This window comes from Ignavibacteriales bacterium, assembly GCA_026390595.1.
In the GTDB taxonomy this organism is placed as follows: domain Bacteria; phylum Bacteroidota; class Ignavibacteria; order UBA10030; family UBA10030; genus UBA9647.
The window spans coordinates 256,124-272,690 of sequence record JAPLFQ010000005.1 but is presented as its reverse complement, the minus strand read 5'-3'; the positions used below and the strand labels follow the sequence as shown (position 1 = coordinate 272,690).

Here is a 16,567-nt window from a genome sequence, read left to right as displayed (position 1 = left end):
ACCAATCACTCCAGGGAGGAGCACATGCACAGGCTAACATTTCTTGCTCTCCTGATATCGATACCTGCGTTGCTATTCGCGCAGGGATTGAAAATATCGGGAAAAGTATCCGACACGAAGGGCGAAGTAATCGTCGGAGCCCAGGTGTACATCCAAACATTGGGGATCGGTTCGGTCACCGGCATAACGGGTGAGTACTCCCTCACCGTCCGAGAATCCGATGTTCGGGGACAGCAGGTTGAGTTGACCGCCTCGATTGTCGGCAGCAAAAAGAAGGCCGTCAAGATCATCTTGCGTGGAGAAAAGATAACGACGAATTTCCAATTGGAAGAAGACATCTTCCAGGCGGAGGCTGTCGTTGTCACGGGTATTGCTTCCAAAACGACGAAATCTGTTGCCGAAGTTTCCGTATCCAGAATTCCCGTTGCGGATATCACTTCGGTCCAGGGTTTTCAGGGATTCTCCCAGCTTATCTCCGGAAAGGTTTCCGGTGTAAACGTGCAAATCGCATCCGGAAATGCCGGCTCGGGATGGAATTTCTTCGTCCGCGGTGGCGCCGGTCTCACGGGTTCTGGACAGCCCCTCATTTATATTGACGGTGTACGAATTGAGAGCGGCAATATCAGTCCGGGTGGACTGGGTGGACAGCAAATCAGCATGCTCTCCAGTTTGAATCCGAATGACATAGAAAACGTTGAAATTCTGAAAGGACCCGCCGCGGCATCGACGTACGGAACGAGTGCCTCGAACGGTGTCGTGCTCATCACGACGAAGTCAGGCAAGGGTACGCGCGCTCTCGCGGGGGGAAAACCATATTCAATTGACTACCAGTTCACATTTGGCGAGAACGAGCAGCCCTTCAAGTACAAACCGGATTTTCTGAATGCAGACACAATCAACGGCGTTTTGAAAACACCCGGATTCATCAGAGAGCATTCGCTGAGCATCACTGGTGGTACGCCGGCCCTTCGCTACTTCGCTTCATTCCAGAATCGGTTTGATGAGGGCGTTATCGGCTTCCAGAACTATCTCGATCGAAACAATCTCAAGGCGAGCCTTGCCGCCGTGCCGACAGACAACCTCAGCATCAAGGTCAGCTCGTCCTACAATTGGTCGAAAATTCGCCGGCCACCCAACGACAACATTATCTATGGTTGGCTTCTCAATGCGCTGAGCTATTATCCGGCATATGTCACCTGCGCCAAGCCTGCGATCGAAGCCATTAAAGACATGCATTATATGAACCAGTTCCTTGGTTCGGCCAATATTTCGTATAGACCTTTAACTAATCTGGAGATTTCGGGGAATGGTGGCGTAGAGTTCAATCAGTATACGCAAGACCAGCTCTATCCATACGGCTTCCAATACAACCAGATTTTCGGAAACCGATATCTTTATAACCGCAACAGCCGGACGATGACGTACGATCTCAACGCCCGGTATACATACAAAGATTTTCTGACCGACAATCTCACGTTCATTCCGACAATTGGATCTCAGGTGGTCAGCAGGCTTACCAGAACGCAATCGATTTCGGTGCAGGAATTCGGAAGCGCCGATATCTATGACGTCGGTGCCGCTGTGACGCTTAACTCCAAAAACGATAGTCAGGCTGAACGCCGAGAGGCTGGTATTTTCGCTACTCTGCCGTTCAATTACGACAATACGTTTTTCTGGACGCTCGGTGCCCGCCAAGACTACGTGAGTGCATCAGGGACCTCCTCGCCGTCCATAATGTATCCCAGCGCGAGTCTGGGCGTACGACTTGACCGGTTTGGATTCCTTCCCGCTGATATTACCATGCTGAAACTTCGAGGCGCTTACGGCGAATCCGGGCAGCTCCCGAACAACACCGATGGATTGCCGCTGATGTACAGAACTGTTGCTGGCGGTGCCGGATCCGGTATTATGTTCAACATGATGGGTAATCCGGAGATCGAACCCGAGCGTATCAAAGAGTTCGAGGTTGGCATCGACGCCGAGTTTCTGAACATGTTCTCGCTCGAATTGACGTTCTACCGATCGGATGCGACGAAATCAATCGTTCGTTCGGCATTTGCACCATCAACCGGTTTGGGTGGGTATACATTTCCTTACAACGTTGGTTCCGTTTGGGGCCAGGGACTCGAGTCCCTCCTCCAATTCAATCCGATCAGGGGAGCCAATTACGATCTCAATTTGTCTCTTATCTGGAATTATCAAACAAACGAAGTGAGGGACCTTGGAACAACAACCCAGATTCTCACGGGGTTCGAGAACGTAATAAAACCCGGCTTGCCGAAGTATCAGTTCTACGATTACAAAGTCAACGGTGCTACGTTCAATGCTGACGGAACATACAAGGGCGTCGACGTAACTTCGACCTATCAAGATCTCGAAGCGAACCCGATTCCGAAGCACACCGGATCTCTCACGGTCAATTTCCGATTCCTGAAGGATTTCCAGTTCTACGCAATGACTGAATGGGCGCTTGGGCATCACGCCTGGAGTTACACGATCCGCCGTGCGATCGCTGCCTACTCGTACATGCCGTATCTCATGCTGAGGAAGAACCTCGGCATCGCCATGCCCGCCATCATCACGACCAACAACGTCCAGGTCGACGCTCCAACGTATGCAGTCGGAACTCCGGAGTATGTTGATGCGGCCAATAAATATGCCAAAATGAACTCCAGCTATTATGCCAACTTCATATATCCGGCAGACCTTCTGTCGATTCGGGAAATCAGCTTAAGCTACAACTTTACTGATCTCATGAAGGAATTCATGCCGGTTAGCTATATCAGCGGCGTTCAGGGTGGTTTCACTGTGCGCAACGCCTTCAAATGGACAAAATTCCCCCTGGATCCGGAGGTAAACACCGGTGGTGGAGACTTGAGCACCTCGTCTTCGGAGTTCGCAACTCTTCCACAACCACGGACCTACAACGCATGGCTACGGTTTACCTTCTAACCTGAGAATGGAGAATTGAACATGAAAAAACTAATAATCCTTGTGTGTGTACTCAGCGCTGTAGTCGTCACGTCCTGTGAAGACTACGTGTCGAATATTGAACCTTACTACAACATGACGAAGGATACCGACCTTAACCAGCAGAAGTACGTTGATGGCTTTGTTGTCGGTCTTCAGGATCAGTTGTCCTACACAATCGATGATCTCACCTTGAATGTCGGCGGCCTGTCAGATGAACTCCTCTTTGACATGCGCAATTCACAGGCAACGTTTAGTTCATATCAAAATACCGACAACGGCAACCCGATGGACAGCGAAGAAGCGGCTGGTATGTTCACTCTTGCCCATGAGCTTCGCCAGTTGGCGGATACGCTTATCTTCCGCATCAACAACCTCATTACGTTCTCCGATAACACCGTCAAAGAGCGTGGATTATATAACGCAAATCTCTATGGTGGTGTTGGTCGCTACTTCGTCGCAGCCTATTTTGGCAAAGACCAGACGACCGGCGGGTCCCCGATGAATCTCAGTCGCTTTGTTCCATCTGCACAACTTTACCAGGATGCGATCGCGAAATGGAAAGAAGCTATCAACCATACAACAAGCGCATACGAGAAAAAAGTCGCTAATTCGCTCATCGCAAGGGCATATTTGTTCCTGGGTGACTATGCCAATGCTGCGACGTACGTTCAACTCGGACTCATCAAGGGAGACAATCCGCTTACGGCAAAATACAACGCCACAAATGACAACCTCTGGAGAGGCTCTGCCGGAGAGACCCGGACCCAGTTCAGCGTCGATCCTCGGTTCTATGCTTATCTGACAAAAGATCCAACGGAGTCAGCCCGGGTTATAATTACTCAAAGGACCGGGACGGGCGGATTCTTGTTCTACCGCCAACTCAAGTACATCATGCAGCCTGATAAGGTCACGGAGACCCCGATCGAAGTCATCGATTGGCAGGAAAACAATCTCATGAAGGCTGAGTTAGTGGTTCGTGGCGCGATGGCTGGAAACGCTCTGACGCTGATCAACGAAGTGCGGGCTTCAAGGATTGACGCAACAACGAAGCTGCCGGTCTCGGCTCTTGCAGGAACTACCACGATCACGCTCGCCGATCCCGTCACCGCCACCTCCTATAGCATCTTTGTTGAAAGAGACAAAGAGTTGATGCTGAGAGGCAATCGGCTGATTGACCAGCGACGGTTTGGTAAGATGCACCTTGCTGGTATGTGGCAGAATTTTCCAATTTCATCGGCTGAAAAAGCCCGCAATCCTTTGTGGAATCAGTAAGCTGTCCGTGCTAAAGCAAAAGCCGTCCCGGGAATCGGGACGGCTTTTTTTTGGACTTGCACCACCAATACTCAAAAAACAGAACCGCTAGAGCGTTGTGCCCAAGAGGTCGGGAAGATTCGTGCGGTAGCTCCTGCTCATCGTCAGCTGCGTCCCATCCCGCATGATGACCACGTACTCGCCATGAAACCAGGGCTGGAGTTCCTTGACTTTTTCTATGTTCACAAAAGTCGACCGGTGAATACGTATAAAGAGCGCCGGATCGAGTTTCTTCTGGATGGCACTCATGGTTTCTCTCAGCAAGTGCGTTTCGGTACCAACGTGCAGCCGGATATAGTTGCCGGCGGCTTCAATCCAGTCGATCTCATCGTTCTTCAGGAAGAAGACCCGGCCGCCTGATTTTACAATCAATCTGTCTGCCTGTTTCTTCGGCCCTTTGATTTGCCGGAGAAGCGTATCCAATTGCTGGTTCAACTCATCCCGGCGGTTGGGTTCCAGGTGTTCCCTGACGCGGTTCAGCGCCGTTTGAAAACGCTGCCGATCAAAAGGCTTCAACAGATAGTCCACAGCATGAACTTCAAAAGCCTGCACCGCATAATGATCATACGCTGTCACGAAGATCACAGCGGGGAGGTGTTCCGGTCCGATTGCCTCAATTACACCGAAACCGTCAAGCTCGGGCATTTGAATGTCGAGGAAAACCAGGTCGGGCGAGTTGGCGGTAATCGATTGTACCGCCTCCCTTCCATTCGCGCATTCGTCAACCACATCTATGTCTGATTCGGCTTTCAGCAATTCGCGGATCTTGTTCCGCGCCGGGGACTCATCGTCTACAATAATGGCTCGGAGTCTTTTCGGGTCTGCCATATGCAATTCCTTCGTTCTTCCGTTGGCTTTCAGCAACCGTTTCTTGGCCGCAGCGAGGAATACCTGCCGGCATTCCGGAAAAAGCACAAATTACACTATCCTACTGTGAGACGACTCCTCCTGCGAAAAAGTTGCAGGCTGGACGACTCGAGACATAAAAGAAAGTCCCGGCGAGCTCCTCGTTTTCGAGAGATCTCACAGCCGGGACCAGTTAACACCTCGAGTATTGGGAGTATTCTATTCTTTCTTTGTTGGCTTCCAGTTCACGTCGAGCGTGTCGCCTTCCGGAAAGAGAGTAAGCTTTGCCTGTTCCACTTTTGCCTTGTATGCCGAGACCTCCCCGGAGAAGACCTTGTTGAAATCCTTGAGGGCTGCTTCAAGAACTGATTCTGCCTGTCGCAAGGATGTCAATTGAGTCGGAGTCGGTGCATCCCATGACGAGCCGAGCGAGCGAAGGACAGAGCCCAGCCTTGACGACACCGTGTTGGGGCTTCGTGTCATTCCTTGCACTGCATTCGGATCATCCACGAACCTGTCTGCAATCTTTGTCAGGGTTTTCTTCAGATCCGAGGATTCCTTCCTGAGGTTCTTCGACACCTCATCTTTTCGATCTTTCAGCTGGCCAAGGGCCGCATCGATTGCCTTGCGTGTCTTCTGGATCCGGTCGATGGCCTCGGCGGCAACCTCAAGGTGTTTGCTGAGCGTAAGAATTAATTCGGCCTTCTGCTGACGCGCTTCGAATGGAACCGCCACGCGCGGATCCGGTAACACTTCAACCGTTTGTGTTGCTTCTTCCTTGCCCATTTTGATCCGAACGGTGTATTTCCCGGGAAGCACCTCCGGACCCTGTGGTGCAAACTCATCGTCCTGCTGCTGCGGCGCCTCAAGCTGCGGGCGCTTGAACCCATCCCTTCGCAAGTTCCAGGCTACGCGATTGATCCCTTTTTCCATTGGGCCGTCCATCTTGCGGATCACCGTCCCGCTTGAGTCGAGGATTTCCATTTTTACCGTTTTCTTTTTCGCTGCCGGGCGACCCCCTTCCCCCAGCTCACTCCCTTCACCTCTTCTTGTTGTTTCATCAATGCCCTCTTCCGCAGCGTTCTCTTTCTGTTCTTTCGGCGGAGTTGTGATATAGGTGATGAGCGCACCATAGGGACGGTTGTCACCCCTGAACATCGCATCACCGGGGAAATGGTAGCCGTCCATTTGTTTCACCTGGTGTTGATACGTCGTTGGTATACTGAACAGGTGCAGCGGTTTTCCGAGGAGTTCGCTCGTGACGGTCCGGAGCGGCCGAATATCGTCCAGTATATATGCTGATCGGCCATGTGTGCCGATCACCAGATCATGATCGCGGGGGTGAACCATCAGCGCCATGGCGGAAACCGTGGGAAAACCATGTGTCCATTTCATCCAGTTCTTTCCGTCGTCGATACTCATCCAGAGGCCGAACTCGGTCCCCAAATAGAGAAGTTCTTTCTTCACCGGATCCTGCTCAATCACCAGTGCGTACCCCCACATCGATTGTGACCCTGCGGTGGGATCGTTTTTCGTCAGGCTTTTCCAGCTCTTTCCAAAATCTTCGGTCTTGAACACGTATGTTTTGAAGTTGCTCCGCCGATGATCGTCGAAGGTGACGTACGCCGCTCCCGCTTCGAATTTGGATGCTTCAATGTGAGGAACCCATGTGTTTTTCGGAACGTCGGGAATCCGCTCAACCACGTTGGTCCATGTCTTTCCACCATCCTGGGTGACCTGGAGGTTACCGTCATCGGTCCCAACCCAGAGAACACCGCGCTGTACGGGGCTTGGCGCGATCGTGAGAATTGTGGTATGATTTTCTGCGCCGGTGACATCCTTCGTGATGCCGCCGCTCTCATCCTGTTTCTGTTTCAATGGATCGTTGGTTGTCAGGTCGGGGCTCATGATCGTCCAGCTGTCGCCCCGGTCTGTGCTCTTGTGTACGAATTGACTCCCGTAGTAGATCGTCTTCGGATCAAACGGATCGCCGGCGATCCCTGCATTCCAATTGAAACGCAGTTCGACTTCGTCGGGTCCCCACGGCCGAATGTCTTTTCGCTCACCGGTCTTCCGGTTGAAGCGAATGAGCCACCCCGTCTGCGACATGGAATATCCGCAGTTCGCGTCGGACGCGTCAACAAGAGTTGCGAACCCGTCTCCGAAGCCGACCTCGTTCCAATGCCAATTCCGGATCCCGCCGTTTTCCCATAGTTCACCGGGCCCGCGCCACGAACCGTTATCCTGCATGCCACCATAGACGTTGTAGGGAGTTTCCATGTCGACATTGATGTGGTAGAATTGCCCGAGCGGAAGGTTCTCGACAAAACGCCACGTTTTTCCCCTGTCGTTGCTGACTGCCAGGCCGCCGTCGTTTCCGTCGATCAACTGGCTTCCGTCGAGCGGGTTGATCCAGAGCGCATGGTGATCAGAATGGACCCGATTGCCGGGTGTAATATTGCTGAAGGTCTTTCCACCGTCGGTGCTTACGGTAAGATTTGTCTGCAGGCTGTAGATGCGATTTTCATTCTGAGGATCAACGCGGATGTCGGCGTAATAGAACGGCCGGCCATTCACACTGCGGGAGTCGTTCACCATTTTCCATGATTGTCCGCCATCTTCTGATCGATAGAGCGCGTTGCGTTTCGCTTCCACGAGTGCATAGACAACATCGGGATTCGATTTCGCGATGCCGATACCGATTCGCCCCAATTCTCCCTTCGGCAGCCCTTCGTCGGAGCCAAGCCGTTTCCAGGTTTCTCCGCCATCGTACGTAGTATAGAGGCCGCTGCCAGAACCACCGGATTTGAAGAACCATGGCCAGCGACGGTACTCCCACATCGCCGCGATGAGTTTGTTCGGATTCGCCGGATCCATGACCAACTCGCCGCAACCGGTCTTGTCGTCAACAGAGAGTACTTTTCTCCATGTTTTGCCCCCATCGGTTGTTTTGTAAACACCCCGCTCCGGATTCTCTCCCCACATCTGGCCCATCGCCGCGACGTAGGCCACATTCGGATCACCCGGGTGGAGGAGAACGCGATGGATGCGTTCTGTTCGATCTAACCCCAAATGGCTCCACGTCTGACCGCCATCCATGCTCTTGTACATGCCGTTGCCGATACTCACACTGTTGCGCGGGTTTCCCTCCCCCGTTCCCACCCATACGATTGCCGGGTTCGGTTGAAAAATCGCGACCGACCCGATGGCGGCCACCGGCTGTGTGTCGAACAGTGGTTTCCATGTTGTCCCGCTGTTAGTGCTTTTCCAGACACCTCCGGTCGACACACCGACATACACGATTTCAGGATTCGCGATGACTGCATCGATACCGCCGATCCGTCCGCTCATGCCCGCCGGTCCGATGCTGCGGGCCTTCATGCCGGAGAAGAGAGCGGTGTCAAGCTGTGCCTGCGCAACGCTCACGGCACAAAGGAGAAGGAAGCAACACAGGGAACGAAAAGTGCTGGTGTTCACGAGAACCTCCAGGGGAGTATTGAGACGAGGAATGATGAAATTGTGCTGCCGTTGAATTCTGCTGGCGTGTGCCGTGCAGGTTATCCAATTCTCCATAGAAAATCAAGCACTTCGCCGGGCGCCTCTACATTGCATTCCTTGTTATTCTTTATATCTTTCCCACATTATCCCAACCGGACAATTCTCGGGCACAACACATGAAGACACTGAAACCTCCCCGCCTCCGAAGAGGCGATCTCATCGGGATTATCTCTCCTGCGAGCGCGCCGTCCGCTCAGGAAAAAATCGACAAAGGGGTGCAGTATCTCGAACATCTTGGCTACCGTGTGAAGGTCGGCCGGCATGTCATGGCCCAGTATGGCTATCTCGCCGGTACCGATGAACAACGGGTGGAAGATCTCAACGATATGCTCCGCGATCCGGGCGTGAAGGCTGTTTTCGCGATCCGGGGCGGCTACGGAACACCCCGGCTCCTTCATCTGGTGGATTACAAAGCCGCCCGGCGTAATCCCAAGATTCTCGTCGGCTACAGCGATCTCACCGGTTTGCAGCTTGCTCTCTATAGTAAGACCGGCCTGGTGACGTTTTCAGGCCCCATGGTCGGCGTGGAAATGTGGGACACCATTGACCCGTTCACAGAGGAACATTTCTGGCGTGTCGTCACATCGGCATCGCGCATCGGCAACCTGCAGAATCCTGACGGGGAGTTGTTGGCCAGCTATAATAGTGCAAAGGCTACGGGCCCGCTTCTTGGCGGCAACTTCTCTCTTCTTGCGTCGCTGTTGGGGACTCCCTACCTGCCGAAGCTCCGCGATGCGCTCCTTGTTCTCGAAGATGTCGACGAGGCACCTCATCGCGTCGACCGCATGTTCACGCAACTGCATCATGCGGGTATCACAACGTCCATTGGTGGCCTCATCCTCGGGAAGTTTACCGACTGCGTTCCTTCCGATCCCTCCAAACCGCACCTGACTATCGATCAGGTCATCGAGGACGCGGTGCGACGGATCACCTGTCCCGTTCTCGCGAACCTCCAATACGGACACATACCAAAAAAACTGACGCTGCCGTTCGGCGTTCAGGCGCTTCTGGACTCACGAAACGGCGTGTTGAAGATTCTCGAGGGAGCTGTGAGTTAACCGGCGGGCATCCCAATGTCCGCGCCTTCATTGTACTTCATTGACTATCCCTCAACTTATCGCTACATTTTGTTCAACTTTGAATGTCGCGGTGTGATTCTGGCTTGATGAACATCGGTGTGTTTGCTTCCGGACGCGGGTCAAATTTCCAGGCCATTTTCGACGCTATTCAACAGGAACTTCTCCCTGCACGTGTGACGCTTGTGTTGAGCAATAAGGGAGACGCGGGCGTGCTGGAACTTGCACGCGCACTCTCTCTTCCCGCCGTGCATCTCAGCCACAAGCAGTTTCCGGACGAGGCCTCGTTTGCTTCGGCCATGCTCGATGCGCTGAAAAAGCACGACGTGCACATCATCGCACTTGCCGGATATCTCAGGAAGATCCCGTCGGGTGTCGTTCGCGAATACCGGAACCGCATTCTCAATATTCATCCCGCCTTGCTTCCTTTGTTCGGGGGCGAGGGGATGTATGGTCACCACGTCCACGAAGCGGTCATTGCATCCGGCGCGCAGTTCAGCGGCGCCACGGTTCATCTCGTCGATGAAGAGTACGACCGTGGTCCCGTTGTTCTTCAAAAGACTGTGCCGGTTGAAAAGGGTGACACTCCGGAGACGCTGGCGGCAAGGGTGTTGAAGATTGAGCACGAGATTTATCCTCTCGCTCTCAAAGCCTTCGCTGAAAACAGGGTAATCATCAACGAAAGGTCCGTGTGGATACATTGACATCGTTCAAGGTGCCGACCCTCGAACACGAATCATTGGGTGGAACCAGGGAGGAATCATTGCTGAACGTTCGACGCGCACTGATCAGTGTTTCCGACAAACGCGGGATTGTCGATCTGGCAAAAGGTCTCCGGCGATTCGGCGTCGAGCTCATCTCGACAGGCGGAACACATCAGGCATTAAAAGATGCCGGCGTTGAAGTCAAATCCGTTTCCGATGTCACCGGCTTTCCCGAGATCCTCGATGGCCGCGTGAAGACGCTCCATCCAGCCATCCATGCCGGTATTCTCGCCGCTGCCGATAATCCGCTTCACCTGAAACAGCTCGCGCAGCATCACATTAAACCGATCGACCTCGTCGTCGTCAACCTGTATCCTTTCGAGCAAACCATCGCAGGGGAGAACGTTACCATTGATCAGGCGATCGAGCAGATCGACATCGGTGGTCCCGCCATGGTCAGGGCGGCCGCGAAGAATTATCGCCACACAGTTGTCATGGTTAATCCGGATCGCTACGCATCCCTTCTCGAAGAGCTGACAAAGAACAGCGGCAGTGTTTCCTCTCACACGCGCTTTGAGCTTGCGCGCGAGGCCTTTCAGCATACGGCGACCTACGATACAATTGTCGCGTCGTATTTCACCGGACTCCAGTCGTCGCGGAGCCTTCCCGACGTCGTCACGGTGTCCATGAAGAAGAATACCGCGCTGCGGTACGGAGAAAACCCTCATCAGGCTGCTGCGCTCTACGGAAAGTTCGACACGTATTTCAAGAAGCTTCACGGAAAAGAACTCTCCTACAACAACATCCTGGACATCAACGCCGCTGTTCTGTTGAGTGCAGAGTTTGAAAAACCGACGGCGGTGATTGTCAAACACAACAATCCTTGCGGAGTCGGTTCAGGCGAAACGCTGCTCGATGCTTACAAGAAAGCCTTTGTGACCGATCAAAAGTCGGCGTTCGGGGGCATCGTGGCGGTCAACCGCGTGCTCGACATGAGCACCGCCGAAGCAGTCAACGACATCTTCACCGAAGTGGTGATTGCCCCTGACTTCGGGGACGGCGTTCTCGATTTTCTGATGAAGAAGCGGGACCGCCGGTTGATCCAGCAGCTGATCGATGTTCGCTCTGCGCGGACGTTCGATATTCGCGGAGTGATCGAAGGGCTCTTGGTTCAGGAGCAGGATCAGCACCGCATTACGCGGGAAGGCCTGCGCACCGTTACCAATCGAAAACCTACCGAAGAAGAATTCGAAGCGCTGATCTTTGCATGGCGGGTAGCCAAGCACGTCAAGTCCAACGCGATCGTCTATGCGCGTAAAGACCGCACGCTCGGCATCGGGGCCGGCCAAATGTCGCGTGTTGACTCAGCAAAAATAGCGGTTTTGAAGGCGGCTGACGCTGGTTTAAGTCTTGCCGGCTGTGCGGTGGCGTCGGATGCGTTTTTTCCTTTTGCAGACGGGCTCCTCGAGGCTGTCAAGGGGGGCGCAACGTGTGTCATTCAACCCGGCGGCTCGGTGCGTGATGAGGAAGTCATCAAGGCGGCCGACGAGCACAATGTGGCGATGGCGTTCACGGCCATCAGACACTTCCGACACTAATTCTCTTTCACTCAAACTCAATTCACAACGTACGCAATGGGCCTCTTCTCATTATTTTCTGCAGACATCGCTGTCGACCTCGGCACAGCCAATACCGTCATTTGGATGAAGGGAAAGGGCATCGTGCTCAACGAACCCTCCATCGTCGCGTTCGACCGCAACACAAAAAAAATTATCGCCATCGGACACGAAGCGCGTGAGATGCTCGGCCGCACACACCGGGATATCAGGACGATTCGTCCTATGAAAGACGGAGTCATTGCGGATTTTGAAATTGCCGAGGGCATGCTGCGCGAGTTTATCCGGAAGACCAGTGTGGGATGGGTACCCAGCCGTCGCATCGTCGTCTCTGTCCCGTCTGGAATCACGGAAGTTGAAAAACGTGCCGTTCGGGACGCCGCGGAACATGCCGGAGCGAAAGAAGTTCACCTCCTCGCGGAGCCGATGGCCTCCGCTATCGGTATCGGACTTGACGTCGACGCTCCGGTTGGAAACATGGTGGTGGATATTGGCGGCGGAACGACGGAAATTGCCGTCATTGCGCTTTCGGGTATTGTCACGGAAGAATCCATCCGCGTAGCGGGAGACGAAAAAAACAACGCCATCATCCAGTTCTTCAAACGGAATCACAATATTCTCATCGGCGAACGGACGGCTGAGGCAATCAAATGCGAAGTGGGTTCGGCGATGCCCCTGAAAGAGGAAATCACCATACAGGTGAAGGGCCGCGATCTCGTCAACGGCGTCCCCAAGACAACAGAAGTCAGCTCTGTAGAAATCCGCGAAGCGCTCAATGAACCCATCGCACAGATTGTCGAAGCGGTCAAGGTTACGCTCGAACGCACCCCGCCAGAGTTGTCGGCAGACATTTTGGACCGCGGCATCATGCTCACCGGCGGCGGCGCTTTGTTGAAGGGGCTCGACGAGCGTATCCGGCTCGAGACGAATCTTCCTGTACACGTGGCAGAAGACCCGCTTACCGCTGTGGTGCGCGGTACCGGCCGGGTGCTGGAAGACCTCAGGCATTTTTCAAAAGTACTGATTAAAAGCAAACGGTACTAAGGCGCGCGATCCTGGCTCGCCGAACTCGTGAGCGAGCCTTCTCCCTCCCGGCGACGGCTCCTCCCCCATAGAACGTTCAACCACCCGCATGTTCAAACGTCTCTACAATCTGGCGTTGATCTTCAAGGAGTACGCGGTACTTTCCGCTCTCCTTGTTGTATCGCTTATTCTGATGGCTCTTGGTGACAACACCCAGGTACGACATATCCGGAGCGTCGCGACCGTCGCATTCGGTGTCGTACAGGAGCAGATCTCCTTTGTGCCCCGATACTTTGCTCTCCGCAGCGAAAACGACATGCTTCGCCGGATGAATATTGATCTTGCCGACGAGGCAAGCCGCCTGCGCGAAGCCCGGCAGGAAAACGACAGACTCGCGAAGCTTCTCAACCTGAAAGAGTCGTACCACTATCCCACGATTGCCGGAAAAGTTGTCGGGAAGAGCCTCACCCTGCTTCGCAATACCGTGACGCTCAACGTCGGAAAACTCAACGGTGTGCTTTCCCGCATGCCGGTTGTCGGTGACGGCGGGCTCGTGGGTGTGGTTTCAAGCGTCAACGATCATTACTGCGTTGTCAGGGTTCTTCTCAATACCGATTTTCGTGCCAGCGCAAAAATTCAGCGCAGCCGCGTGGACGGCATCATCGCCTGGGATGGTGATGATCTGATGCTTACGAACGTTGCAAAAACTCTGGATGTGGCGGCCGGTGATACCGTCCTGACGTCCGATTACAGCAGTACCTACCCCCCGAATATCCGTATAGGTGTTGTGCGCGAGGTGAGCGGACAACAGGGATCGCTCTTTAAGAAGGTCTATGTTTCACCGGGCGTGAATTTCGTGAAGCTGGAAGAGGTTTTTGTTCTTTCTTTTCTCCCCGATTCTGAGCGGACAGAGCTGGATCAGCCCACGCCTCAGAAGACGCGACGATAACCTTTCGGGAACTCGTCACCGTTTCATCATCTTAAAATGGATTTTTCTATGAAAGTATTGAAATTTGGCGGCTCATCGGTCGCCGATGCCAAGCGTATCCGTTCTGTTGCACACATTGTGCTTGCTGCAGCGAAACGGGACCGCGTCGTTGTGGTTGTCTCTGCGTTTCAGGGTGTCACGAACCAGCTTTTGCAGTGTGCCCGTGCGGCTGAAAAGGGAGACGCCAGTTATCAACAACTCTATAATCAGATCGCTCACAAACACCGCGAAGCCATCGACGCGCTGCTCGAGCGAGGAAAACGCAAGGGCACGCTCGACGCCGTTGACGGGCTTCTGGACGAGCTCAGAAATGTTCTTCTTGGGATATCCCTCTTGCGCGATTGCCCTCCAAGGGCGCTGGACCTGACCGCCAGCTTTGGCGAACGGCTTTCCGCTACAATTATTTCAGCCTATCTTCAGCAACTTTGCCGCGCGGTGTTTGTCGACGCACGCCAGTTCACAGTCACCGATGATCAGTTCACACACGCGATGGTGCTCTTCGACCAGACGAACAAGAAGATCCGGACGTACTTCAACCAGCTCATGAAGAAAAGCGGACCAGCCCCGATACCGGTTGTTACCGGCTTTATCGGCTCGACAGAAGACGGCCGCACAACCACTATCGGCCGCAATGGCTCAGACTACACGGCAGCTATTGTCGGTGCAGCGCTGAACGCTGCGGTCATCGAGATATGGACTGATGTCGACGGCATCCTGAGCGCCGACCCGCGCGCTGTCCCGTCCGCGTTTGTTCTTTCCCAGATGTCGTATGAAGAAGCGATGGAGCTGTCGTATTTCGGCGCAAAGGTGCTCCACCCCGCGACGATCGCTCCTGCCGTTGCGAAGAAAATCCCGATTGACATTAAGAACACGCTGAACCCGGGTGCACCGGGTACGCGTATTTCCGAAAAGGCCGGGGACTGGGAGGGGGCAGCCAAAGGAATTGCTTCCGTCGATAACATTGCTCTTTTAACGCTGCGCGGCCTGAGCATGGTGGGTGTCCCGGGAACAGCGGAACGCCTTTTCCGGGCCCTTGCATCGCACCGTGTCAACGTCATTCTCATCTCGCAGGCGTCGTCTGAACATACAATTTGTTTCGCGGTGAGCACATCCGATCTCGCCGCGGCCCGCCGGGCGCTGGCGAGCGAATTCCACTACGAGCTCCAAAGCAAGTTGACGTCGCTGGACGAAAAAACCAACCAAACGATCGTTGCGATTGTCGGGGAAGGAATGAGGGGCACGCCGGGAGTGTCTGGAAAAGTATTCCAGGCGCTCGGCAATAACGGCATCAATGTTTCTGCGATTGCTCAGGGAGCGTCGGAACGCAACATTTCGTTTGTGATTCAATCCGATCAGATGAACCGCGCCCTGAACGTCATTCACGAAGCCTTCTTTGAGAAGAACAAGCATCTTGCTGTCATTCTTGTGGGCGTCGGCAATATCGGCTCCACGCTGCTGCGTCAACTGCACCAGCAGCGGGACTTTCTTTTGTCCCAAGGGTATGATGTCCGGGTGTGCGGCATCGCGAACAGCAAACAATACATTCTCGACCCGGCAGGAATCGATCTGACATCGTGGCGGGACAAGCTCAACCGGTCACACCGAAAAATGTCCCTCAGCGACCTGGCACGCCAGATAAGCCGTCTCGAGCTTATCAACGCCGTGCTTGTTGATTGCACGGCGAGTTCCGATGTTGTGGATGCCTACCCGGAGTTCGTCAACGCGAATCTTCATATCGTCACGCCAAACAAAAAGGCGAACGTCCTCCCGTGGAGCCGGTACAGCGCATTGCTGGACCTCATGAAGAGCAGGAAGAAACACTTTCTGTATGAAGCCAACGTCGGAGCCGGATTACCTGTGATATCGACGCTGACCGATCTTATCTCCAGCGGAGACCAGATCGTGAAAGTCGAGGGAATTTTCTCCGGCACATTGAGCTATCTGTTCAACCACTTTGACGGTGCAAAACCGTTCAGCGAGTTTGTCCGTGAGGCGCACCAGCTTGGGTTCACAGAGCCCGATCCGCGTGAAGACCTTTCCGGCGGCGATGTCGCCCGGAAGCTGCTCATCCTTGCGCGCCACCTGGGGATGAAGCTTGATATGAAAGATATCCAGGTGGAAAGCCTCGTTCCCCCATCGCTGCGAAAAGGGGGGTTCTCGGACGCTTTCTACTCTCGATTTGCCGGGTTCGACCGGACGATACAGCAACGATTTCAGAAAGCGCGCACGCGGGGCAACGCGCTCCGGTATGTTGGCACTTTGCGGGGGCGTGAGGCTTCCGCTGAGTTGAAAGAGGTTCCGCCTGATCATCCGTTCGCGGGAACGAAAGGGAGTGACAACATTATTGCCATCACTACAAATCGTTACTCGCGGACCCCGCTCGTTGTTCAGGGTCCGGGGGCCGGGGCGGATGTGACCGCAATGGGCGTGTTTTCAGATATTCTCAAGCTTCTTCATTACTTGCCGTATTGA

Annotated in this window: 10 protein-coding genes; 8 read left to right on the top strand and 2 right to left on the bottom strand. The window is 53.9% G+C overall.

From position 1 onward, the window contains the following. Nucleotides 1-24: 24 nt before the first annotated feature. Nucleotides 25-2,952 (top strand): TonB-dependent receptor, encoded by a 2,928-nt coding sequence (locus tag NTU47_01765; protein MCX6132515.1) that lies wholly within the window; start codon nucleotides 25-27, stop codon nucleotides 2,950-2,952. Nucleotides 2,953-2,973: 21 nt separating this feature from the next. Then, nucleotides 2,974-4,245: a hypothetical protein gene (locus tag NTU47_01760; GenBank protein ID MCX6132514.1), complete on the top strand. Its 1,272-nt coding sequence runs from the start codon at nucleotides 2,974-2,976 to the stop codon at nucleotides 4,243-4,245. Nucleotides 4,246-4,332: 87 nt separating this feature from the next. Here NTU47_01760 and NTU47_01755 read toward each other — a convergent pair whose 3' ends face one another. Then, nucleotides 4,333-5,112 carry a LytTR family DNA-binding domain-containing protein gene (locus NTU47_01755; GenBank protein MCX6132513.1) on the bottom strand — a complete coding sequence of 260 codons (780 nt, stop codon included), beginning with the start codon at nucleotides 5,110-5,112 and terminating at the stop codon, nucleotides 4,333-4,335. A gap of 237 nt (nucleotides 5,113-5,349) precedes the next feature. Further along, entirely contained in the window at nucleotides 5,350-8,607 is a 3,258-nt protein-coding gene (locus NTU47_01750) for a hypothetical protein (GenBank protein ID MCX6132512.1), read from the bottom strand. Nucleotides 8,608-8,804: 197 nt separating this feature from the next. Between NTU47_01750 and NTU47_01745 the strand changes: the two genes are divergently transcribed. The 6 genes from NTU47_01745 to thrA all read left to right on the top strand — a co-directional run bounded on the left by NTU47_01745 (nucleotide 8,805) and on the right by thrA (nucleotide 16,567). Continuing rightward, a complete protein-coding gene (locus NTU47_01745; GenBank protein MCX6132511.1) occupies nucleotides 8,805-9,746 on the top strand; it encodes an LD-carboxypeptidase in 942 nt (313 codons plus the stop codon). Nucleotides 9,747-9,853: 107 nt separating this feature from the next. Next, nucleotides 9,854-10,468 carry a phosphoribosylglycinamide formyltransferase gene (gene purN / locus NTU47_01740; GenBank protein MCX6132510.1) on the top strand — a complete coding sequence of 205 codons (615 nt, stop codon included), beginning with the start codon at nucleotides 9,854-9,856 and terminating at the stop codon, nucleotides 10,466-10,468. Further along, on the top strand, nucleotides 10,456-12,066 hold the full coding sequence (gene purH / locus NTU47_01735) for a bifunctional phosphoribosylaminoimidazolecarboxamide formyltransferase/IMP cyclohydrolase (protein ID MCX6132509.1): 1,611 nt from the start codon (nucleotides 10,456-10,458) through the stop codon (nucleotides 12,064-12,066). The genes purN and purH overlap by 13 nt, the downstream gene beginning before the upstream one ends. Nucleotides 12,067-12,102: 36 nt before the next feature. After that, nucleotides 12,103-13,128, top strand: coding sequence for a rod shape-determining protein (locus NTU47_01730; GenBank protein ID MCX6132508.1), 1,026 nt, complete (start codon nucleotides 12,103-12,105; stop codon nucleotides 13,126-13,128). A gap of 88 nt (nucleotides 13,129-13,216) precedes the next feature. Next, nucleotides 13,217-14,056, top strand: coding sequence for a rod shape-determining protein MreC (gene mreC, locus NTU47_01725; GenBank protein ID MCX6132507.1), 840 nt, complete (start codon nucleotides 13,217-13,219; stop codon nucleotides 14,054-14,056). 48 nt (nucleotides 14,057-14,104) lie between these two features. Next, nucleotides 14,105-16,567 carry a bifunctional aspartate kinase/homoserine dehydrogenase I gene (thrA, locus tag NTU47_01720; protein ID MCX6132506.1) on the top strand — a complete coding sequence of 821 codons (2,463 nt, stop codon included), beginning with the start codon at nucleotides 14,105-14,107 and terminating at the stop codon, nucleotides 16,565-16,567.

What these genes read in the sequence shown, in the direction of transcription:
- NTU47_01765 (MCX6132515.1), top strand. Translation starts at nt 25, where the DNA reads ATGCACAGGCTAACATTTCTTGCTCTCCTGATATCGATACCTGCGTTG.
- NTU47_01760 (MCX6132514.1), top strand. Translation starts at nt 2,974, where the DNA reads ATGAAAAAACTAATAATCCTTGTGTGTGTACTCAGCGCTGTAGTCGTC.
- NTU47_01755 (MCX6132513.1), bottom strand. Translation starts at nt 5,112, where the DNA reads ATGGCAGACCCGAAAAGACTCCGAGCCATTATTGTAGACGATGAGTCC.
- NTU47_01745 (MCX6132511.1), top strand. Translation starts at nt 8,805, where the DNA reads ATGAAGACACTGAAACCTCCCCGCCTCCGAAGAGGCGATCTCATCGGG.
- purN (MCX6132510.1), top strand. Translation starts at nt 9,854, where the DNA reads ATGAACATCGGTGTGTTTGCTTCCGGACGCGGGTCAAATTTCCAGGCC.
- NTU47_01730 (MCX6132508.1), top strand. Translation starts at nt 12,103, where the DNA reads ATGGGCCTCTTCTCATTATTTTCTGCAGACATCGCTGTCGACCTCGGC.
- mreC (MCX6132507.1), top strand. Translation starts at nt 13,217, where the DNA reads ATGTTCAAACGTCTCTACAATCTGGCGTTGATCTTCAAGGAGTACGCG.
- thrA (MCX6132506.1), top strand. Translation starts at nt 14,105, where the DNA reads ATGAAAGTATTGAAATTTGGCGGCTCATCGGTCGCCGATGCCAAGCGT.